General features: G+C 44.3%; 15 protein-coding genes. 7 read left to right on the forward strand and 8 right to left on the reverse strand.

All coding sequences use genetic code 11. From position 1 onward, the window contains the following. Positions 1-43: 43 nt before the first annotated feature. Positions 44-2860 carry a hypothetical protein gene (locus ACYVRA_RS15350; protein WP_461253609.1) on the reverse strand — a complete coding sequence of 939 codons (2817 nt, stop codon included), beginning with the start codon at positions 2858-2860 and terminating at the stop codon, positions 44-46. A gap of 196 nt (positions 2861-3056) precedes the next feature. On the opposite strand from ACYVRA_RS15350, the gene ACYVRA_RS15355 reads away from it, so the two are divergent. Continuing rightward, on the forward strand, positions 3057-3494 hold the full coding sequence (locus ACYVRA_RS15355) for a septum formation initiator family protein (RefSeq protein WP_461253610.1): 438 nt from the start codon (positions 3057-3059) through the stop codon (positions 3492-3494). 6 nt (positions 3495-3500) lie between these two features. Here ACYVRA_RS15355 and smpB read toward each other — a convergent pair whose 3' ends face one another. The 5 genes from smpB to ACYVRA_RS15380 form a co-directional block, all read right to left on the reverse strand. Then, on the reverse strand, positions 3501-3962 hold the full coding sequence (smpB, locus tag ACYVRA_RS15360; protein ID WP_461253611.1) for an SsrA-binding protein SmpB: 462 nt from the start codon (positions 3960-3962) through the stop codon (positions 3501-3503). A gap of 3 nt (positions 3963-3965) precedes the next feature. Further along, on the reverse strand, positions 3966-5309 hold the full coding sequence (locus tag ACYVRA_RS15365; RefSeq protein WP_461253612.1) for an SUMF1/EgtB/PvdO family nonheme iron enzyme: 1344 nt from the start codon (positions 5307-5309) through the stop codon (positions 3966-3968). Between the two features lie 355 nt (positions 5310-5664). Beyond that, the gene (locus ACYVRA_RS15370) at positions 5665-6645 is read right to left on the reverse strand and encodes a hypothetical protein (protein ID WP_461253613.1); all 981 of its coding nucleotides are present in this window, start codon (positions 6643-6645) and stop codon (positions 5665-5667) included. 25 nt (positions 6646-6670) lie between these two features. Continuing rightward, on the reverse strand, positions 6671-7600 hold the full coding sequence (locus ACYVRA_RS15375; protein WP_461253614.1) for a M23 family metallopeptidase: 930 nt from the start codon (positions 7598-7600) through the stop codon (positions 6671-6673). 3 nt (positions 7601-7603) lie between these two features. Further along, positions 7604-7774, reverse strand: coding sequence for a DUF362 domain-containing protein (locus ACYVRA_RS15380; protein ID WP_461253615.1), 171 nt, complete (start codon positions 7772-7774; stop codon positions 7604-7606). A gap of 84 nt (positions 7775-7858) precedes the next feature. On the opposite strand from ACYVRA_RS15380, the gene ACYVRA_RS15385 reads away from it, so the two are divergent. Then, entirely contained in the window at positions 7859-8233 is a 375-nt protein-coding gene (locus ACYVRA_RS15385) for a hypothetical protein (RefSeq protein WP_461253616.1), read from the forward strand. Here the strand turns inward: ACYVRA_RS15385 and ACYVRA_RS15390 are convergent. After that, positions 8223-9269, reverse strand: a complete 1047-nt coding sequence (locus ACYVRA_RS15390) for an SDR family oxidoreductase (RefSeq protein ID WP_461253617.1) — start codon at positions 9267-9269, stop codon at positions 8223-8225. The genes ACYVRA_RS15385 and ACYVRA_RS15390 overlap by 11 nt on opposite strands. A gap of 121 nt (positions 9270-9390) precedes the next feature. Here ACYVRA_RS15390 and ACYVRA_RS15395 point away from each other — a divergent pair, with 121 nt between their 5' ends. Together ACYVRA_RS15395 and era are read left to right on the forward strand one after the other, a co-directional pair. Then, positions 9391-16425 (forward strand): FlgD immunoglobulin-like domain containing protein, encoded by a 7035-nt coding sequence (locus ACYVRA_RS15395; RefSeq protein WP_461253618.1) that lies wholly within the window; start codon positions 9391-9393, stop codon positions 16423-16425. Then, positions 16422-17399: a GTPase Era gene (gene era / locus ACYVRA_RS15400; protein WP_461253619.1), complete on the forward strand. Its 978-nt coding sequence runs from the start codon at positions 16422-16424 to the stop codon at positions 17397-17399. Before ACYVRA_RS15395 ends, era begins: the two co-directional genes overlap by 4 nt. 189 nt (positions 17400-17588) lie before the next feature. Here era and ACYVRA_RS15405 read toward each other — a convergent pair whose 3' ends face one another. Then, positions 17589-17927, reverse strand: coding sequence for a helix-turn-helix domain-containing protein (locus ACYVRA_RS15405; protein WP_461253620.1), 339 nt, complete (start codon positions 17925-17927; stop codon positions 17589-17591). Between the two features lie 185 nt (positions 17928-18112). Between ACYVRA_RS15405 and ACYVRA_RS15410 the strand changes: the two genes are divergently transcribed. Genes ACYVRA_RS15410 through ACYVRA_RS15420 form a run of 3 tightly spaced genes read left to right on the forward strand, consistent with a single transcriptional unit; the run spans position 18113 to position 21410 of the window. After that, complete coding sequence (locus tag ACYVRA_RS15410) at positions 18113-18511, forward strand: hypothetical protein (protein ID WP_461253621.1); 399 nt, start codon at positions 18113-18115, stop codon at positions 18509-18511. Between the two features lie 48 nt (positions 18512-18559). Next, a complete protein-coding gene (locus ACYVRA_RS15415) occupies positions 18560-19876 on the forward strand; it encodes a hypothetical protein (RefSeq protein ID WP_461253622.1) in 1317 nt (438 codons plus the stop codon). 10 nt (positions 19877-19886) lie between these two features. After that, entirely contained in the window at positions 19887-21410 is a 1524-nt protein-coding gene (locus tag ACYVRA_RS15420; protein ID WP_461253623.1) for a hypothetical protein, read from the forward strand. Positions 21411-21643: the final 233 nt, after the last annotated feature.

The following is a 21643-nucleotide window of genomic DNA, read 5'->3' on the forward strand; positions in this document are numbered from 1 at the left end:
TAACGCGAATGAAGCCATGCGCCATGTTCGGATAAATCGGCGATTATACCAACCCCAAATCCTTAAAGAGTTTTTTGTAGGAATCGAAGTATTCTGATTTAGCGAACTCTTCGATTTTTTCTTCCGGTAGCGATTCAAGAAGCTGATCCATGTAACTGAGGATGTTTCTAAGCTCAGACCGCAAGCCCGAAGGAATTGAAAATTGATCTTTCCCGCCTGTAGGCAACGCGGCTGGTTGCGGCGCAGGCGCCTGCATTATTATTGGAGCAGCCATTTGTGGCGCGGGTTGCGGTGCAGGTTGCGGAGTGTACGCTGGTTGAGGCGGGGGAGCCGCTTGTTGTTGAACAGGAGCGGGAGCTTTTGGAGCGGCAGGCTGTTTAACGGGAGCCGCTTTTGCCGGAGGTTCAGGTTCCATTACATTGTCAAAATTGTCGGCTGAAAAATCTTGAAAATCGTCAAAAACGACAGGTTCTTCAAGTTCGTTATCAAAATTACTTTCAGTAATTACATTATCAACAGCTTTATTCAGGCTTTCCGTATCCAATGAATCTTCCGGAATTTCTTGCGCGGGTTCAATCGCTTCTTCATCTGTTGATTCAGTATCGTCTGCTAAAGAGGGGCCGCTATCCAAGTCTAACTCGGAATCAATTGACAGATCATCAAATGAATCAAGGTTAAAATCGTCTCCGTCCAGAGTAGGTTCTGTCAGTTCATCGTTAATGCCTTCCGCCGATAATTCCGGTTCGTCAATTACCGCGTCCGACAGATCTAAATCACCGCCTTCTTCAAGATATGAGCTGTTTTCCGGCGTTTCAGTAATTGGGATAGGAGCGCCTTCTTCGCGGAGTATGTCAAGTTCGTCGCTTTTCGCGGGTTCTTCATCAATGGTTAACGGCTCGTCGCTTGAAAGATCGGCAAAATCATCGGCGGCAAGGGACGTGTCTTCGGTTGTTGCGCCGCCCTCCGTCAAGTCGGGAAGATCATCAGTGGCAAGGGATGTGTCTTCGATTGACGCTCCGCTATCAGACAAGTCGGGAAGATCATCAATAGTAAGAGATGAGTCTTCGGCTGCCGCGCCGCCTTCTGCCAAGTCAGGTAAATCATCCATGACAAGGGAGTCTTCGATTGCCACGTCACTTTCAGGTAACGCTAAATCGTCTGCGGCAAGGGATACGTCTTCGGTCGCCGTGTCACTCTCAGGTAACGCTAAATCGTCTGCGGCAAGGGATACGTCTTCGGTCGCCGTGTCACTCTCAGGTAACGCTAAATCGTCGGCGGTAAGGGAAACATCCTCGGTCGCCGCGTCAGTTTCGGGCAACGCTAAATCGTCTGCGGCAAGGGATACGTCTTCGGTCGCCGTGTCACTCTCAGGTAATGCTAAATCGTCGGCGGTAAGGGAAACATCCTCGGTCGCCGCGTCAGTTTCGGGCAACGCTAAATCATCGGCGGTAAGGGAAACGTCTTCGGTTGCCGCGTCAGTTTCGGGTAACGCTAAATCGTCTGCGGCAAGGGATACGTCTTCGGTCGCCGCGTCAGTTTCGGGTAACGCTAGATCATCTGCGGCAAGTGCGGAGTCCTCGGTCGCCGTGTCAGTTTCAGGTAACGCTAAATCGTCTGCGGCAAGTGCGGAGTCCTCGGCTGGCGTGTCTCCTTCCGACAAGTCAGGTAAAGTATCAGCGGCAAGATTTGCGTCCGCAATTTCATCAGGAGTAATATCAATATCTATATCAATATCTTCAAGCTCTGAATTGGCATTATCGGGAGCGGCTTCGCTGGCCGTGGGATTATCGTCAACGGGAAATTCATTTTCGGGAGTTTCTTCGGTTCCCGATTCTTCGGTGAAATCCGCCGAGTTGAGGATATTGTCAAGCTCATCGCCCGTAAGAGCGATTGCCTCATCCTCTTCATCGTCGATTGTTTCAGGCACTCCCTCTTCCGTAGTGCCGCCACTAGTTAGTATGTTGTTAAGTTCGTCGCCTGTAAGCGCGATGGCTTCATCATCGTCATCAGAGAAAAAACCGCCGCCTTCCGCGTGTTTTTCTTCTTCCTGCGGCAAAGCGCGGATATTGGCAAATTCTTTTTTAAGTTCTGTAAGTTCGCTTCTGATAGATGAAAGTTCCGAAGCGATTTTTTGAAGAAGCTGGGTTGATATTCCTCCGTCTCCAGACTGGTCGGCGTTGAAGTCATTTTGAACTGAGGTAATATTGTTTTCAATTGATTTTACCGTCGGGAGGGTTATATCTTCAGCCTCGAATTCATCGTTAGCTGTAACTGCGCCGTCTATGACGCCGTCTGTGACGCCGTCTGCCGCGCCGCTGTCGAATTCATCAATATTTAAAGTTTCACTGTCCGCAGTTTCACCGCTAAGTTCTTCCGTTGTTAAATCATTTTCTTCAGGAGCGCTGTTTTCGGTTTCAACTGTTACCTTTTCGCTTGTCGGGGCTTCAAATTCATCAAAAGAAGCGTCTTCGATCTCAATATTTTCAGTTACTGCGGGCATGCCAAGCTCTTCATCGGAAGGCATGTTAAGATCCGCAAGATCCGTCTGAGAGGCTAACGGGTTATCGTCAACATCAAGCTCTATGTTATCATCCGGAAATTCTATTTTTTCAGATTTGGAAGGTCCTGAGGCGTCGTCAATGTCAAATACCGCATCGTCAATAGATAATGATTCATCGCCTGAAGAATCATCCGCAGCCGGTAACGCAAAATCATCAAGATCGGAGGTTAAGCCTGTTTTTTCATCCGCAGAAAGAATTTGTGGTTCGCCTTTTACCCATACGCCGTATTCGTCAAGTTCTTCCGCGCTGCCGATATTCGCGCGATCAGAGTATATCGAAGGTTTTTTATTTCTCGCCATGAACCGCTCCCTAAATTAACACTTATGGTCAATTATCGGTACTTTTTCCCATTTTCAATAGCCTATATCAACTTATAGATTAACCTATGGAAATAGCGTTGTCAATGCTGGTTTTAAATAGATTTATTTTTTAATGAAAAGTGTTTTAATCGAAGAAAGTTTAAAGAATAAGGGAAAAACAACCGTAAATCGAACCATGAAGATATTTAAATATCTCATAGGAATTTGGACGGCTATTGCCGTTTATACGCTTTTTTCGTTAATAGGCGGACATTCGGGCCTCCCGGCGTATAATTATCTTTTAGCCGAGAGGGATCGGCAGCTTGAAAATATCAAAGATTTGGGAAATATAAATGAGGATTTGGAAAGGACGAGGTTTAACCTGCAATACGATCAGGATACCCTGATGGTTCATGCCCGTCTTATGGGGTATGGACAGGCGGATGAACGTTTTGTCCGAATTGTCGGTCTTGGAAACATGAAAAATGACCCTGTAACGGCAGGAAATGTATATATTGCTTCAAATCCTGATTTTATTTCCGACAAAAGCATTAAAATAGCGGCTCTTTTCGCTGGTTTGTTGGTTTTTGCCTTTCTTTTTATGCTGGAAATTATAGAATCAAAGTCCAGATAACGACAATTATTGGAGTCCTCGCCTGAATTCACGGGCAATTTCGCGTTTTAGGTCTTTTTCGCGGATTCCCGCCCTTTTATCATAGGCTTTTTTCCCTTTACACAGCCCTAATTCCACTTTTACCCTGCTTTTTTTAAAATAAAACGACAGCGGGATAAGGGTATAGCCCTTTTCTTCCACCTTCCGATTGATCCTTTTTATTTCCTCTTTATGCAAAAGCAAACGCTTTTTTCTGTCCGGCTCATGGTTAAAAATCGATGAAAAGGGATTTTCCGCGACTATCAGTGAGCGCAGCCAAACTTCGCCGTTTACCACTTCCGCCCACGAATCGGGGAATGAAATTTTTCCGTCTCGGAACGATTTTACCTCCGTCCCAAAAAGCTCAATTCCGCACTCATAAGTTTCATCAATCGAATAATCGTGCCGCGCCTTACGGTTAAGCGCGATGATTTTTACGCCCTCACCCATGAGTCACTCTTTCATTGCCGGAGCAATTAATAAGCGGAATGTTACGATTGGAGAGGACAGATCGGGGGGCAGGGAAGCCCTTGTTTCCGCCGAATTTGCCGTTTGCCTGCCGCGCAGTAAACGTTCAGGGGAGCCGACAAGTTGTTTTGCCTGATGTGACGCGGCTGCAATTTGAAGCGGGGAATACGGGTCGCAGCACCATTCCCACCCGACATTTTTCATGTTGCCAATGCTTTGTGCGGCAATTGACCATTCTTCTTCCGTAGGAAGCCTTACTTCCATGTCCTGCGGCAGTCTTAACGCCATCCACTCGCAAAAGCCTTGAGTAGCGTACCAAGTAACGCCTGTAATGATATTTTTATCGATTTCCCATGGATAACTTGAAATTTCCTGAGGATAATAATCGATCTGCTGTTCTTTCCACTGCGGGTTTTCGTCAAGGAATGTTTCAAATAATGACCTTGATACCGGGTTTTCGCTGATCATAAAACTCGATGAAAATCTTATAAAATTTATTCCCGCCAGCCTTTGGCTTCCTATAACAGCGCCTGTTTGCGGTATTGCCGGTACTGCGGATTGTTTTTTAAACCACTTGGATGCCTCAATAACGGAGGCCTGTTCTCTTGGCAGTACCTGAGAAAGCCATTTTGCCGCGCCCGGGTTTTCCGATAAAAACGCGAATATGCCTGAAATTGAGTTTACAAGCGCGACTGGGGAGGGCGCGTTGCCGCGGTTATCTAAAAGTATTTTAGCGCGGACAAGGTCGCGAATAGCGGCTTTTGTGACGGCAAAACCGGAGGCGGCAAGTAAAATCTGCCGCATATCGTCATTTGATTTATTAGCGTATCCCGCGCGGTAAGCGCCTTCCGAGAGGCTCATAGGTATCTGCCATGAGGCGGTAGGTTCTCCAGCGAATGTCCATGTGGCGTAATCTGCGGCATAATAGGCAAACGCGGCGGCGGGATCCTGAGTATTTAAGGTAAACTCGACTTTGTAGCGCAGAGGGAAAAAAAGCGATAAAAAGTAACGGGCAGGGATTTCATGAATAGCGCTTTGGCTTTCAAAGCCCGGCATAACTGCCTCTATGGTGTGAGTTCCCTTTGAAACGGGGATTTTGCTCCCAGAGACTCCCCTGTAAACACCGTCAATTCTGACAGCCGCGCCCGCAGGCTCTGTTTTTACGATTAAAACCGCCCCCGGATTTTTTAAACCGGGATACAAAAGCAGGAAAAAGAGTATTAAAAGCAGAATAAATGAGTATAAAGCCGTAAGATACACGCCGGGGCGTATGCCAAAAATAGGCTTAAATTTAACTTGAATTTCGGTTTCAGTCTGTTTTTCCTGCATGAGGCATTATATAACTATTTATTGATTTATTCTATATAAAAAAGAGCTGTCCGATTTGTGTTTCGAACAGCTCCATGCCCCTTGAGGCATATCGGAATCATAGTGATTTGGGAGGGGAACTACAATCCCGACATTAAAAGTATCGGACAAGAGCCTAGTTTTCATGAATAATATTTTTTAGGAAATTTGCCCCAAAAATCTCTCGCAGAGGCGCAAAGGCGCGAAGTTGTTGTTCGCAGGATCGTCGTTTTTCCTTCAAGCTTTGTCGTCAAGATTATATATCTTGATCAAAGATGAGCTTTCGGACATAAACTTTGCGCCCTTTGCGCCTCTGCGAGAGGTCTTTTGTTAATATTTATTCTTCTTCTTGAATAGTAAGGTCTACCGCTAAAGAGACACGGTAGGTTTTGCCGCGTTGGATATTAAGCGTCCTTGTCAAAGTATAGTCGCCTACTTGGAACTTTACCTCGTGCTGGCCTGGGTCTACTGTGACGGATTCGCGGCCACGAGGGATTAGGGTGTTGTCAAGGTAAATTTGGGCGTTTTGAGGGGCTTCAAAGACGATAATTGGGGTGGGGTCCTGCAATTCTATGGTTAAATCGACGATTTTCGCCCTTTCTACTACAAAGCGGCGGCTTTCGTTGCGGTAATCTTCTGAAAGAATGACAAGATGATGCTCGCCTTCGCGTAAAAGTATCTGTTCGGAAATGTTGGGTATTACAACGTCGTCAATTAGGACTGTAAAGGGCTTGTTTTTTAGTTGGGCGGGGTAGCGGGGGATTAGTCTGACCGCCCCTTCATCGCTTAAAATGGGTCTTGCGGTAAAGTTGAATGACATATTTTCAAACTCGTCGGGCAACCCTTTGGAGACTTGCATCAGCCTGAAAATAATTGGAAATGAAGACGGTTGTATAACGCCTGTAGGGACGGTTGCCGATGTAGTCGTTCTAAGCCCATGCTGTTGGCGTATCGGGATTTGGTAGATAATCCTTAATCTTGACGGAAGAGGTTCAAAGGCTATCCGTCTGCCGTCCATGTCGGCTATCCCGTCCGCCGTCTGCGGATTAATGTTGTTGTAGATGTACATGCCAAGAGAACCGCGGTACGGCAGCCAACTCTGGGGAGCGGTAATTTCAATTTCAACGCCCCTTAAAAAACGCGTCTCCGCTCCCAGATTGATTATTACCGCGCTGTTAATTCCAATGGTAATGGCGTTATCCGCCGAACCGGGAGATACTTCGACAATGCCCTCAATAACGGCGCGAAAAGATTCCGCCTGCAACTTTAAACATGAGAAGAACAAGATAATCGCGAGAGTAATTTTAGACTTGGGCATACACCTTCCGTTTTTTACCCAATACTCAGGGACGGAGCCTTCCTGCCGGGTCAAACGCTTTTCCGTCCTGCCGCAGTTCAAAATGAAGATGCGGTCCTGTGGATTGGCCTGTCGATCCAACTCTGCCTATAAGGTTACCTGATTTTACGTCTGTTCGCAATACCGTTTCTATAGATTGTAAGTGTCCGTATAGGCTTTTCCAATTATTACTATGGCTAATAATAATATAATTTCCGTAAACAGGATCAAATCCCGCCGCCGTTACAACGCCGTCCGCCGCGGCAAAAACCTCGGTTCCTTCCGGCGCGGCAAAGTCTATCCCCTGATGCATCGACATACGGCCCGTTATCGGGTCCTCCCTGATGCCGTAACGGCTTGTTACGCGGTACTGCCGTAACGGAAACCTGAATCCGGAGTTAAGAAAAAACGCCCTCTCCGTAGGGGTAAAATCCGCGCCGGGAAAAAATAAAAAAGTTTCCTGTTTTCCCAAACTCCTGATTTTTATTTCAACTCCCCCCTTGTTGTTCTGCCTTGCCGCCCCTGTAATTTTTTCCAAATCTGTCTGCAAGTTCGACGGAATAAAGATTCCCGGGCAGGATGGAAGCAGCAAGGTTTTTCCAGTTTCTAAAGACGCTGGGCTTTCAAGACTGTTTAAACTTGCCAATGCCGAATACGGCATATTCAAACGCGCCGAAAGGGAGAAAATATTATCATCCTCGCGGGTTGTGTATTGATAAATTGTCAAATATTGCGCCGTTTCTTCGGGTGGAAGGCGGTTTTTTGTGTTAAAAACGCGCCTCCTGTTGCCCTCGACATCGCTGATATACTGTTTAAAGCCGGTATCGCCCGGGTCAAGCCGCTTTATTACGGGGAAATCCTGACTAAAAACAGGCAGATTTAAGAATATTAAAAAAAAGGCAAGGGATACGCCCTTGCCAGTGAACGATTTTGACAAACCTTACTCTGCGGAAATTGCTTCTGTAGGGCACGCGCTGACGCAGGTTCCGCAATCGGAGCATTTGTCCGGATCAATCTGGTATTGACCATCTTTTTCAGCAATTGCTTCCATCGGACATTCACTAACGCATGATCCGCAACTTACGCAGGCGTCACTGATTTTATGAGCCATATTAAACCTCGCTTTTTCTTAGAATAATCGTATGATAACATATTAATTGATATAAAGCAAGTCAAAATAAGCCGAAAATTAAGTATGATTTTAGTCGGTATTATAATTGGCGTAATAATTCTGGCGGCTATGATTTATCTGGCAGTCGATAAAAAATCAAGCTTTGTTATACGTTTGGCGAGTCTTGGCGCAATAGCGCTCATGTTTATCGCCTTAATTATCTGCATTATAATTGTTGTTTCCGACGATAAAGTGCCTGTCGATCCGTCTACGTTAATTGTGGGCGCTCCGCCTCCGGTAAAGGAAAAGAAAAACAATTTACTTCCCATAATTTTATCCATAGTTATTATGCTTGGGATGTTTATATTTATCGCAGTTTTAGCCATGAAGGAACACAAAAAGAACCTGCCCAAGAAAGGCGATGCGACCGCCGCCGCTAAACCTATTTCTAATTGGTGAATTTGCTTTTTAGCGTTTCTAAAGCGGCTATAACCTTATCGCACCATGAGTCAAATTCAGTGTCTTCCTGCTGTAAATCGGCGTTGGCAAGGACATTGGCGACTGTCATTTTTATGCCTTCGTCCGCCCTCGTTTTTGCGGTATAACCTGGCACTAGCCGTTTTAGTTTGGTATTGTCAAAAACTACGGAATTGGCTTTATCTCCTAAAAGGCCTCCTTTAAAATCGTAACGCCCCTGCGATAAGTCTTCCAGAAATTCGCTTGAGACATGAACGGCCTTTAATGGGACGTTCAGCGCGTCGGCTATAATTTGATAAATCTGATTCCATGTTAGGCTTTCGTCGGAAGTGATATTTATTGCTTCTCCGACAGCGTGGATATTTCCCATTATGCGGACAAAGGCGCGGGCAAAATCGCTGTTGTGAGTCAGTGTCCACAGGCTGGTGCCGTCGCCGTGAATAATGACAGGTTTGCCGTCTAACATTCGTTTTAACACCTGCCAACTGCCTTTGGAACCGTGAACGCCAAGAGGGACGCTCCTGTCGTCGTAAGTGTGGCTGGGACGGACAATGGTTATGGGAAAACCAACGTCGCGGTATTTTTGCGTTAAAAATTCTTCGCAGGCGATTTTATCTCTTGAATAGCGCCATAACGGGTTCGCGAGCGGAGTGCTTTCGGTAATAAGGTATGATGAAAGCGGTTTTTGATACGCGGACGCGGAGGAGATAAAAATGTACTGTTTGCAAAGCCCGTTTAAAATGTCGAAGTCTTTTTGCACATGTTCGGGAACAAAGGCGAAAAAGTCGGCGGCGACATCGAACTTGTTTCCCTTTCCTACCGCCTTTTCCAGTTTTTCGCGGATAACGGGCGCTTCTTCCACCCTGATATCGCAGGCGATATGTTTAATTTCCAAATCTTTAAATTCGCTCTTGCGGTTTCCCCTGTTAAGCAGATAAAGCTCCCACCCCAACTGAGCCGCCCGTCTTGTGATCGCGCTTGAAATAGTGCCTGTTCCGCCTATAAATAAAACTTTCATGGTTTCTCCTTTAACCTAATTTACCGCATTATTGCCACTGAGTAAACCATTTTATAGAACGTAGTTTTATCCCGTTAATTAAAGTATAATTAAAAAGGAAGGGGAATTTAACGCAATATTAATGAAGAAAACCGGATTTTTTACGCTGCTTTTTATTTTCCTCTGCGCCGGAGTTTGGGGAGGTGATTATACTTGGACTGGAGGGGTTTTGGATGATGATTGGAATAATCCGCTTAACTGGGAAGAAAGCGGTTCACCCACTACTGATTGTCCTGGTGAGAACGATACAAATGATAATGTAATAATAGGCAGCGGCGCTAGCGTTACTCTTACAGATGATGTTCCCTATGCTTTAGGCAGCCTTGAAATTGACGGCGCAGACCTTGATTTAGGCGGTTTTTCGCTTACAGTAGACACATTAAAAATTAAAAACAACGCAAACGTTCTTAACTTTGACGCTTCTCTACTTACGGTAGCCACATTAGAGATTGACAACGCAAGTTTTGAATTAACCAACTCTTTGCTTACGGTAGACACATTAAATTTTATAAGCGGAAATCTTGATATTGATAGCAGCAGCGTTTTAACGGTAACAGGGATTTTTACTCAGGATGATGGCAATATTAATTTAACAGGCGGCACTATAGAAGCTGGAAACATAACACAAACAGGCGGAACTATTGACATTACAGGTACGGGAAATCTTAAAAGCGATTCGAATATAACGCAGACTACCGGCGGGATAATAACCGGAGATAAACTAATACTGGACGCGGCAGGAGCGATAACGCTGACAGAAGCTAATGAAGTTGCAGAGTTGGAAATAACCGGAGCCGGCGGGACGGTACAGTTTGCAAATAACGTCGCTCTTGAAGTGGCAGGCATAAGCGGAGTTGGCAATAATGACGTAACGATAACAGTAACAACCGGAGGAATAACACAAAGCGCGATAATAGAAACTTCGGGAACGTTATCATTGGACGCGGCAGGAGCGATAACGCTGACAGAAGCCAATGAAGTAGTGATACTGGAAATAACCGGAGCTGGCGACGCGGTAGAGTTTGCAAATAACGGTGATCTTGATGTGGCAGGTATAAGCGTAGTTAGCGGTAATAATGTAACGATAACGGTGACAAACGGAGACCTTATAGTTGACGTTATTAACTCAGGCGGTGATATTACTCTTGAAGCCGATGGCAATATAACTATTGGGATTGGAGGAATAACTGTTACAGGCGTTGTAAAACTTGAAGCCAGCGGGGATATAACCGTTAGCGGAAAAATAACCGCTAATCAGCTAATAGCAATAGCCTCCGGCGCCGTAACAGTTGATGAAATAGAAATAGATTTGTTAAACCACGGAAATGAAGGTTTAAACGCGGCGATTTATATAGAAGCGGATACATTTGCCGTAACGGCAACAACCTCAGGTTCAATTATTCCAGGAGGACCAGGGGGACAGCTTTGTTTAGTATTAAATAACCAATGGACAGATACCTATAGCGTTGTTGATGGCGCCCGTTGGCATCAGCATATTACGCAAAATATTATCAGTAAGCATTTGGTTTATTATAACGGTTCCGCGCCGCCTAATTTTAGCAATATTTTTGGCCCTTATAATCCGGCTGATTATACATTTATTGATTTTACTAATGCCGTTAATAATGTAATAGACGGCGTTTCATTTACTGTAGTTTCACCATATAATATTTATATCATTGATGTTGGCATCGCCGCCCCTTCGGTTGCTTTCAAGGTTATAGGTTCGGGAACAATAGAAATTCACGGTGTTTATGAATCTTCAAGCCTGAGTCTTGAGCCGGGAACCGGTGGCGTAAAATTTGTTGACGCAGAAGTAAAAATTACAGTTGGCGATTTTGATAATGCGGCCGCCTCATTAATGCTGGATGGAACAGAAAACAGCATAACCGCCGCAAATATTAAATTAAACGCCGTTAATGGCGGCGGTAATCTTTTTACGCTAACAGGAAATGTAATATTTAACGAAGCGGTAAATGATGTAACATATTTAACAGTAACAGGAGCGGCGGAATTTTACGGCGATGTGAGTAATGTAGAGGAATTAATTGTAAATGGAAATACCGCAATAAATAAGGATATTACTACAACCGGGAATCAAACTTATAACGGAATTGTAATATTAGGCGATGATGTGGAATTAACGTCAATTTCCGGATTAGTAGAACTTGGCGAGATAGACGGTAATAATAATTCTTTTAAAATAACCGGAAACGCGCAATTTAACGAAGCGGTAAATAATGTAACAAATTTGACAGTAACAGGAACGGCTGAGTTTAGCGGTGAAGTGAGTAATGTAGCGGAATTAAAAGTTGGCGGAGCCGGTACGATAAGCGCGAACATTACCACCACAGGAGATCAAACATACGCCGGAGTTGTAACGTTAGGCAGCGCTGTAATTTTAAAGGGTGACAAAATTCATTTTGAGAGTACGGTTGACAGCGACAGTACTGAACGCGCTTTAACAATAATAGCCGCAACTGTTCAATTTGACGGTGAAGCGGGCGGCGTTAATCAAATAGCCAGCGTCAGCGTGACCGGACTGAGCGTAATAAACGCGAATATTACCACCGCTGGAGATCAAACTTATAACGGAACTGTAACGTTAGGCGATGATGTAACTTTTACGGGAAATGCGATTAATTTTAAAGATACAGTTGATAGTGACAATAGCACTGGGCGTAATTTAACGATAACAGCTGTGAATGTTCAATTTGACGGGGCGGTGGGTGGTGATCCTTCCAGGCCTATTGCTAGTGTTACTGTGACAGGAGCCAGTGTGATAGGAGCGGATATTACCACCACGGGAAATCAAACTTATAATGGAACCGTAACGCTGGCAGGAACGGGCGCGAGGAAATTAACCTCCAGTGGCGGAGAAATTGCCACAACGGGGACTGTTACAGCCGCGAATGGAATTACCGTTGACTCGCATGGCAATATAATTATTGGCGGTGGAGGGATTAACGCCGGTACAACAGGAACAGTTTCTTTGAAATCAGGCGCGGAAATAAATATAAATGGTTCAATTGAAGGTTATCAGCTAACAGCGATGGCGGGTAATAACGTGAATGTTGCCGCCGCTGTAACTATTAACGTAACAAGTTCCGGAGATCATGATTCTCCTCCCGGTGACGGTTTAGGCGCGGCAATATACATTGAAGCGAATGATTTTAAACCAGTCGAGCATAAATCCATTACTCCCGGAACAGGAACGCTTTGTCTGGAACTGGCCGTTGAATACGCGCAAGACGGTTTTGACGATTATGTTATAGGCATTTATCATGTGCATAACTTAGCAGCCGTATCTACGGTAAAAAGTTTAGTTTGCTATAATGGCGCCATATCAACCACTGACGATTTTAAAGATGAGTTTAAACCGGCAGATTACCATTATATTGACATTTCAGATTCATCGTCTGAATATACAGTAAACCATGATAAAAATATTGTTATTTACAAAATTGGCAATACTAATAAAGAAGTGACATTTACTGTAAATGATCCCGCTCCTACAGGCTCAATTACAATTTACGGCGAATATTCCGCGGATAACCTTATCCTTAATCCGGGAACCGGCGGCGTTTTGCTTAAGGACGCTAATGTGGAAATAAAAGCCGGTAATTTTAATATTACAAATGTTCCGCTAACGCTTGACGGGACGGCGGATAACAGTATAAAAGCCATAAATATAACGCTTTCAAACGTGATTGCGAACGGTAAAAATTTAACGCTTGAAGCGTCAGGTAACATATCAATATATGAGATTGCAAATGGTAAAAATTTGACGCTTAAGGCGTTAGGTGCCATATCCATTGGACTGATTAACGCCGATGTTGTTTTATTTGGCGGCGGTTTGGAAGCGTCGCCGCTTGAAATAAGCGTATTAGGAGAACTTGGCAATACGGTAATTATGAAGGGAAGTTATGTCAAAGTAGAAGACGGCGGCTATATTGTTCAGGCGGACGGAAAAACTCTTGAAATTGAAGAAAACGCGGTTCTTGATATAAGTACGGGCTCATGGAGGATTGGAAACGGAACGTCGGCAGTGAATAGTTTTACAGGGTATTATGGCGAGTTAAAACTCGGAGAGGATTCAAATCTAATAACAAATAATTTTAATTTAATCGGCGCTTCCGTTAATACATTCACTGTGAATAATTCAGGATGGGCGGCTGTCAGCGTATTAGGCGATGAAGTAAATATAGGAAATTCTGTTAATTTAAGGCCTTCTGGCGGCAGTTACGCGAAATTCATTATTAAAATGGACGGAAATGGCGATCAAACTCTCGCATCCGCGCAAATACTTGGCAGCCTTCATATAGGCGTAAATTCTTATACGCGGTTAAAAAATAATTTAGGACTGTCGGGCGGGATGTACATTAATAATACGTCAAACACGCAAGGCGTTTTAGACGCGGGAAGTTATAACATTACATTGTACGCGGAAACAAGCGGCGGACAAAAAGACGGATATTCAAACCCTATTGTCGGACGTTGGAGAGTTGATGGCGTAACTGAGACAATAAGTACGAACGCCCCTGTTTACGATTATCCAATGAGCGGCGCTTTTCGTCAGGAGCCGGGCGGTTATGTCGAGTTTAAAAAAGGCGCGTTAGACGGAGACGTTTTCTTTGAAATAATCGGCAATACCGTATGGCAAAAATTTATCTGCCGCGAGGCGGGAGCTGTAATTCAATTTTCCATGTATCCTGATCAGCATGTCTTCCTTGACACATTTGAGGTTAAAGGCGCTTCTGATAATCACATAACGCTTACCAGATACATAGATGCGGACGACGCCGCTAAAGCGGGTTGGAGCATTATCTATGATACTACAAAAACGCCTAACGGCGCGACAGATGGCGCGTTAATTGATAACAGCCTGCCAAGCGTCCCTGTTATGAGGGATTTAAAAAACGAGAGCGCTCCTTATGTTGAATTGTCAAAGTTCTGGAATTTCAACGTAATTTCCACCGGCGTAAAAAATCCCCTTGATATTGATAATCTTACAATTTATTTTAGCCACGCTTGGAATCAGAAAGCGCCGGTATCATCCGCCGGAATAGATGTAATTCCATTTTATAAAGGGGCGGGCGCGAATAGAAAAGGCTATTTTAATTATGATTGGGGCAGTGAAGGCCGCGCGATTATCTACAGTTTTGCCGAAGACGGCAACGGCAACGGAAAAGTTGACAGAATCCGCGTACAGACAAATGTCAGGTTAAACGCCGATTTTAGAAACTTCAATGTGGAAGTTGAAGGTTATAGAGTCGATGCCGCACGCGGACAATCAGCGTATCGTTTAGGCGTTCTAGCGCCTAACGGTTTTGATTTAGTCAGCCGAATAACGGGCGATGAGGCGGATGACGGCTCTTTTTACATTTACATTGAAGAATCAGATACGCTCTATGACGGCGCTCAAATAATATGGCGTGTAACGCAAAATAACTCTCTGACTGATATTACCCTGATGTTGTCCGTAGGTACGCGGGATTCCGGCGAAGTTTATAAAACAACCAGCACAATTCCTCCACGGGTAAGCTATGCCCTTACGCTCCCCGGCCACCCTCAAACATTCGCGCAAATGTCACAGCCTGTGTCATCTCACGGCGGCGCGTTAACAATTAACGGAAACAGAAGATCGGGAACTCAGGATTATGCCGTTATTGACAGAACGCCGCCTCGCCAATTCGCTCTTGAGTATAACGCTCCCGACGAGCCGCCAAAACAGTACAATGTAAATATTCCCGAAGGTTCGTTAAATTATCTTTTAGAACTTGATTCCCCGCCCTCCGCCGCTTCTTTGGCGGCTCTTCCTCCCGTCGGCATAAACGTGCCGGGCGAATACTTTACGTTAGACGGCTTAAAAGACCTGAATGTCCGCGTACTTGATTGGAGCGATCCAAAAGTTGATGATGATTCTTATTTCCTTTATCCGCCGCCACGTTATCCCATTGATTGGAATTATTCCCGCTATGCCGGCTATTCGGGCAACAGCCATGTTCAAGGACAGGGATTGTCAGGAGACGACAATAATGTTACTCAGGTATTTCTTCCGCCGTTTGATATTTTAACTCCTGAAATGATGAGAAGGCTTGAAACTTACGCGGCGGAAACCGCTGCCGGAGCGTCTCCGTCTGTATTGCGCGTAACGCCTGATGATTTTGCCGATACAAACATTGATAATAAAAAACGCCGGAGTACCGACGTGCTTGTATCAATTACTCCGCAGGACGGTTCTTCTTTGAATTGTTTTGCGTGGCCTGTGTGGGCAAGGTACGATGTTGTGTCTTCAGGGGTTGTTTGGGAGTTTGACGGGACAAAGTATCTTGAAGATTCCGATGAAAATGATATAGCAGTCCAAGTAAGGTTGTTTAACATTAATGATTTTAACGCGCTTGGGTTTAACAGTTTAAGTTTATTCTACGGTTTTGAAGTCCCCGTTGAATGGCGTAACCCCGCCGCAGCCGCGGAAAGAGGCAAGAGTACAGGCGGTTTATGGCTCCCCAGAGATATGTCGAATAACAAAAATCCGCTATTCAACATTGTTCCCGACAAAACAATTGATATCGCGACCGGCCGCGTCGGCTTTTTTCCCGCCAACAATTCTCCTGTAACAGCGGCAGGGCAATTATTTACGTTTGACATATCAAAAAGCGATTTCTCTAACGGCGGGAAAATTGAATTTGTGTTAAGACTGGAAGGAAATAGCGGCGATCCAAATCTGTTTATAGCGCGGCTGGACGCTCCGCCGGGCGTAATCCCAAGCGACTGGTACGCGCGTATCCGCACATTCAGTTTTGACATTTTAAATACGCGCCAACAGCGCGGCGGCGTTACAATTTTAAACAATGTCATCAATTCGGATAAAAAAGAAATAACTTATATCCGCTATAATCTTCCGCGCTCCGGCAGGGTAACGGTTCAAATTTACACGTTGGACGGAACGCTGGTTAAATCAATCAGGCGCAATGAACAACGCGAAGCCGGAACTTATGTAGACACATGGGACGGCTCCAATAACGGAGGAAGAGCGGTAGCGCGCGGAATGTACTTTGTGCGCGTTGTAGGCCCCGATATAGATGAAATCAGAAAAATAATGGTTGTAAAATGATGAAAGAAAAAAACGACAACGCAAGCTGCGATAATGCAAAGCGCGATACCACAGAGAGCGACAGCTCAAAAAGCGACAGTACAAAGTGCGCCCAATCAAAGAGCGCCTTTGCCGCTATCATTGGCCGTCCAAGCGTAGGCAAATCAACTCTCCTTAACAAAATGTGCGGCGAAAAAGTCGCCATTGTAAGCAAAGTGCCGCAGACGACACGTAACGCGATTAAAGGAATAGTGAACCGCGAAGAAGGGCAATTGGTTTTTGTTGACACTCCCGGGCGGCACGCAAGCGAAAAGAAAATGAATAAAAAGCTAATGGAAGTTTCCACCCGCGCTTTAATGGATAGCGACCTTGTTCTGTATGTTTTAGACGCCCTTCGCGCTCCAGGGCAGGAAGAAGAGGAAATTACCGCCCTTCTAGCCCCGTTATCTGAAAAAACAGTAATCGCCGTGAACAAAATGGACGCCCCCGGCGCGGACTTTCCCCGCGCAAAAGAATTTCTTGCCCCGCGTCTGCCCTCTGCCGCAAATGAGCGCATCTTCCCTGTTTCCGCCAACACAGGCGCAGGCCTTGACGACTTACTTCGCGCCTTATTCGCCCTAGCCCCCGAAGGCCAGCCGCTCTACGGAGACGAATACTACACTGATCAGGAGACAGGTTTTCGCATAACAGAAATTATCCGCGAACAGGCGATTAACCGCCTGCGCCAAGAACTGCCCCATTCACTGTACGTTGACATCGCCGACATGGAATTTAAAGATGAGAAACTTTGGGTAAGAGCGTTTATCATCGTAGAGCGCGAGTCTCAAAAAGGCATGGTGGTAGGAAAGGGCGGAGAAATGATCAAAGCGATACGACTTGCCTCTTTAAAGGAATTGAAGCGCATATTTGATTGGAAGATTGATCTTGATTTGCGCGTTAAGACAGGCAAGGACTGGCGGCACAATGATCATACTCTTAGGAAAATAATCGATTAATGCAGTGAGCAGTGAGTAGTGAGCAGTGAGCAGTGGGGAGTGAGCAGTGAGCAGTGAGCAGTGAGCAGTGGGGTTTTTGTCCGTTATCTTATCGTGAAATTTCAAGCTCAGCCTTCGGACAATAACCCCTTTCCCCCCTTTGTGATCTTTGTCCCTTCGTGATCTTTGTGTGAGTTCTTGCCAAAAAAATTATTTTTTTTCGCGGGTTTTTAGAAGTTTTATGAAATCAATTACAAATTTGCGTTTTTCATCATCAAGCTGTTCCGCAAGCCTTGCGATTATCTGCACGTCGTTGTTTATCTCTTTTAATTCCTTGCTTTGTTTTTTTTCATTTCCGGTGACAAGGTACTCTGCCGATACCCCAAGAGCTTGGGCGATTTTTACGCCCGCTTCAATCGAAGGAATATTGTTTTTTTCTCTTAAATAACTGTCAATAGTCTGCTTTTTTACCCCTGAAAGTTTAGCCAATTCCTTTACTAACATATCAGAATTGACCAATTCGGCCTTCAGATTTTCCCTAAATCCCATGTTTTAACAATATGATAAAAACACTAAAGGATATTTGACATTATCAATATACTACTATACATTTATGGAATATTAGTAGTATAATACTATTATATTATTAGAATGTTCATATTCCTTATTTATAGCAAGGAAGTAAATTAATCAATGATTGACCAGATACGGTAATCATTAAAAAGGGGTTTTTCATGAAAAGTGCGTTAAAGGTTAAGCGCATAATGAAGGTTTTTTCCTTTGTTATGTCCTGTTTGGTTCTCTTTTTGGTTTTGGGTTGTAAAAGTGCAGGCGAAACTACAAGCACAGTTCCGGTTATGTATACGGTCGATCAAAGAACAAAATTTGAAATTTTAGGAGAAATTATTTATGAAAGCAAAGATAGAATCGGTTACGTTAGTTTGCTTAAAGCGGCGAGGAATCTGTATCCTGATTGCGACTATGTGATCGATATTATGATCGACCAGCGGACAACAACAAAGACAGAAACTACCAGTTATGGACTTTTAAGTTTTTTTTATAAAGATAAACAGTCTGTAAACACGGAAGTAACTTATATAATGCGCGGAACTGCCATTAAGTATATAAGGTAAAATCTTGTTTTGCATTAATAAAGATAACTTCATTTTTGGAGAATTAAAATGAAAAAGAAACTGTTTTTTGTCTTTTTGGGATTTTTTATTTTCAGCGCATTTCTAAACGCGCAATCGCTTGACGAGGCGATAATCGGCGCCGCGGTGAAAATCAGCAGAGACTTGCCTGCAAACACTAAAGTCGCGATTATAAATTTCCGCTCCGATTCGGTAAATTTAAATAATTATATAATAAATGAACTTTACGGGGCCATATTAAGAAACCGCAGGATTACGCCAATTATTTCCGATCAGGCTCAGCTTCAAAGTATTCAAGGCGATCTGCCTTCCAATGCGTCTGATACGATAAGCAAAGAATCCGCCCAGCGTATAATGCGCTTGTTGAACGTGCAGTATCTGATAACGGGTTCAATGGAGCGCGTTGGCTCCGAGTATAAAATAAGTTTTAACGCCATAGACACAAATGCGGAAATAAAGTCGCAGTACTCCACTTCTATAAATCCGCAAAATGATTCGCAGTTTGCGTCTGTTTTAAGTGACAAGCCCCAACCGTCTGCTTCTGTGTCTGTGCCAGCGGCTTCGACTTCCGCTTCAAAACAAAAACCTGTTACTATAGCTGCCATAGCGGGCGTTACCGTTCCGGTAACAGAAAGAACTCCGGTAACGGCAATTAAAGAAAACGCCCAATACAAAGGGACCGTAACATGGTCCCCGGCGGTATCGGGAACTTTTGCCTCAGATACCCAGTACACCGCGACTATTACGCTGACTGCAAAAAGCGGCTACACATTTGACGGGGTATTGACTGACTTTTTTAAAGTACCGGGAGCAATTGCAACTAACAGCGAAAATTCCGGCATAGTTACGGCGGTATTTCCCCCAGTTAAAGACCTTAAAAACGCTAAGTTTAATACGCTTGGCGTTTCGCTGGGCGTAGGATACCCTTTGGGGCCTGCTTATTTTATTACTACGGTACATGGTACGCTTGCCCCGTTTAAATACTCGTTTTTTAAGCTGGGCATGGACATAGGCTGGGAACATATTGGATATTATAAAGATGATTCTACTGAATTAGATGAATGTTTTTACCTGTATCCCTTTATTGATTACGCATTGTTTGTGCCGTTTACACCGACGGATAGGGGAAAAAGAAGTGGGGGCTGGTACATTGGCTTAGGTCTTGGCGAAATGATAGCAAATTACACGTTTGATGACGTAGGTTCGGTTTGGGATGCCTCTACTACTATGAATTTTTTTACAGGTGTAAACATATTTGGGTTTGATATTTTCTGCCGCTTTTGTACAGATTATAACGGATATTATGATCTACAACTATCGGTTGGGTATGTGTACAGGTTTAAATAGGAGTTTTATTATGCGAAAGAATTTTTTAATTAGTTTAGCCATTTTAATCGGCATGGTAATTTTTATAACTGCTTGTGGTGATCTAGCAGTATCAGATTACGGTGGAGGAGAAGATGAAGATAATTTAAATTGCACTGAAAATTACATTGATACGCCATGGAAAAAGGCGTTTAGGGCCAATGTTAGCTCACTTTCTACAACGCTTACTGCCAACACATGGGCAGATGGAAATCTTACCGCAAATGGCTGGAAGTGGTTCAAGTTTACCGCAATCGCAAGTACGCAATACATACACGTCAGTTTCGGTACGATGAATTCTAATAATAATTATGGCGGTCTGAACGTTCGGGTATATGACTCGACTGGCAAGACGATTGGAAGGGGTTTTTATAGCTACCGTTCTGGCAGCAAAAGCAAATACATTTCACGGTCGATAACAAGCGGACAGGTGTACTATATAAAGGTAAGTAGTTACAGTTATAGAGGCACGTACCGGATTGCGTTCAATGAATCCTTTGTCCCGCCCGCTACAACGCTTACCGCCAACACATGGACAGACGGTAATCTTTCCAATGGTGGCGAGCAGTGGTTTGAGTTTACCGCAACCGCAAGTACGCAATACATACACGTAAGTTTAGGCACGCTGAGCTATCTATACGTTCAGGTATATGACTCGAATCATAATACGGTCGTAAGCCAGATAAATTTATACCGTTACACTTCAATGTCTGTAACATCCGGACAGGTGTATTATATAAAGGTAACACCGTACAATCCCGACTATTATTATGACTATTATAGAGACAGCAACAGCGGCACGTATCGGATTGCGTTTAATGATTCCATTATCCCGCCTGACGCTACAGTAACTATGCTTACTGCCGACACATGGTCAGACGGCAACCTTTCCGCAAATGGCGAGCAGTGGTTTGAGTTTACCGCAACCGCAAGTACGCAATACATACACGCCGCTTTCGGCACACTAACTAATTTGTATGTTCAGTTATATGACTCGACTGGCAATACGGGTGGAGACCAGACAAATTTATCTAATAACAATAACGACAGAAGATACATTTCACGCTCAGTAACAAGCGGACAGGTGTATTATATAAGGGTAACGCCGTACAGTTCCAGTGGTAGCGGCACGTACCGGATTGCGTTTAATTCGACTACTGCACCTCCCAATTTTAGTCCGCTTTCTACAATGCTTACCGCCAACACATGGGCAGATGGTGATCTTTCCGTAAATGGCGAGCAGTGGTTCAAGTTCACCGCAACCGCAAATAACCAATACATACACGCAAGTTTCGGCACGCTGACTGATCTGTACGTTCAGGCATATGACTCGACCGGCAATGGCAATACGGTCGGAAATTGGACAAATTTATACGACAAATATTATGGCAGTAACAGAAGAATTTCACTATTGGTAACAAGCGGACAAGTGTACTATATAAGAGTAACGTCGGACAGTTCCAATAGCGGCACGTACCGGATTGCGTTTAATACGTCTACAACGCCGCCATCGTGAAGCAGTACTAAAGTGAAGTCCATCTAAAATTTTACAAAACATTATTCTCAAATTTTCTCTCGCAAAGGCGCGAAGGCGCAAAGTTCCTGTCCGATAGCTCATTATTGATCAAGATATATATTTTTGATTATAAATCTTGAAGGAAAAACGACGATCCTACGAACAACAACTTTGCGCCTTCGTGCCTTTGCGAGGTCTTTTTGTAAATATTTTGCAATTACAGAATACTAGTT

The sequence above is a fragment of the Treponema sp. R8-4-B8 genome, assembly GCF_054786175.1.

Excerpts from the sequence above, each read along its gene's own strand:
- ACYVRA_RS15350 (WP_461253609.1), bottom strand. The coding sequence starts at position 2,860 with ATGGCGAGAAATAAAAAACCTTCGATATACTCTGATCGCGCGAATATC.
- ACYVRA_RS15355 (WP_461253610.1), top strand. The coding sequence starts at position 3,057 with ATGAAGATATTTAAATATCTCATAGGAATTTGGACGGCTATTGCCGTT.
- smpB (WP_461253611.1), bottom strand. The coding sequence starts at position 3,962 with ATGGGTGAGGGCGTAAAAATCATCGCGCTTAACCGTAAGGCGCGGCAC.
- ACYVRA_RS15365 (WP_461253612.1), bottom strand. The coding sequence starts at position 5,309 with ATGCAGGAAAAACAGACTGAAACCGAAATTCAAGTTAAATTTAAGCCT.
- ACYVRA_RS15370 (WP_461253613.1), bottom strand. The coding sequence starts at position 6,645 with ATGCCCAAGTCTAAAATTACTCTCGCGATTATCTTGTTCTTCTCATGT.
- ACYVRA_RS15380 (WP_461253615.1), bottom strand. The coding sequence starts at position 7,774 with ATGGCTCATAAAATCAGTGACGCCTGCGTAAGTTGCGGATCATGCGTT.
- ACYVRA_RS15385 (WP_461253616.1), top strand. The coding sequence starts at position 7,859 with ATGATTTTAGTCGGTATTATAATTGGCGTAATAATTCTGGCGGCTATG.
- ACYVRA_RS15390 (WP_461253617.1), bottom strand. The coding sequence starts at position 9,269 with ATGAAAGTTTTATTTATAGGCGGAACAGGCACTATTTCAAGCGCGATC.
- ACYVRA_RS15395 (WP_461253618.1), top strand. The coding sequence starts at position 9,391 with ATGAAGAAAACCGGATTTTTTACGCTGCTTTTTATTTTCCTCTGCGCC.
- era (WP_461253619.1), top strand. The coding sequence starts at position 16,422 with ATGATGAAAGAAAAAAACGACAACGCAAGCTGCGATAATGCAAAGCGC.
- ACYVRA_RS15405 (WP_461253620.1), bottom strand. The coding sequence starts at position 17,927 with ATGGGATTTAGGGAAAATCTGAAGGCCGAATTGGTCAATTCTGATATG.
- ACYVRA_RS15410 (WP_461253621.1), top strand. The coding sequence starts at position 18,113 with ATGAAAAGTGCGTTAAAGGTTAAGCGCATAATGAAGGTTTTTTCCTTT.
- ACYVRA_RS15415 (WP_461253622.1), top strand. The coding sequence starts at position 18,560 with ATGAAAAAGAAACTGTTTTTTGTCTTTTTGGGATTTTTTATTTTCAGC.
- ACYVRA_RS15420 (WP_461253623.1), top strand. The coding sequence starts at position 19,887 with ATGCGAAAGAATTTTTTAATTAGTTTAGCCATTTTAATCGGCATGGTA.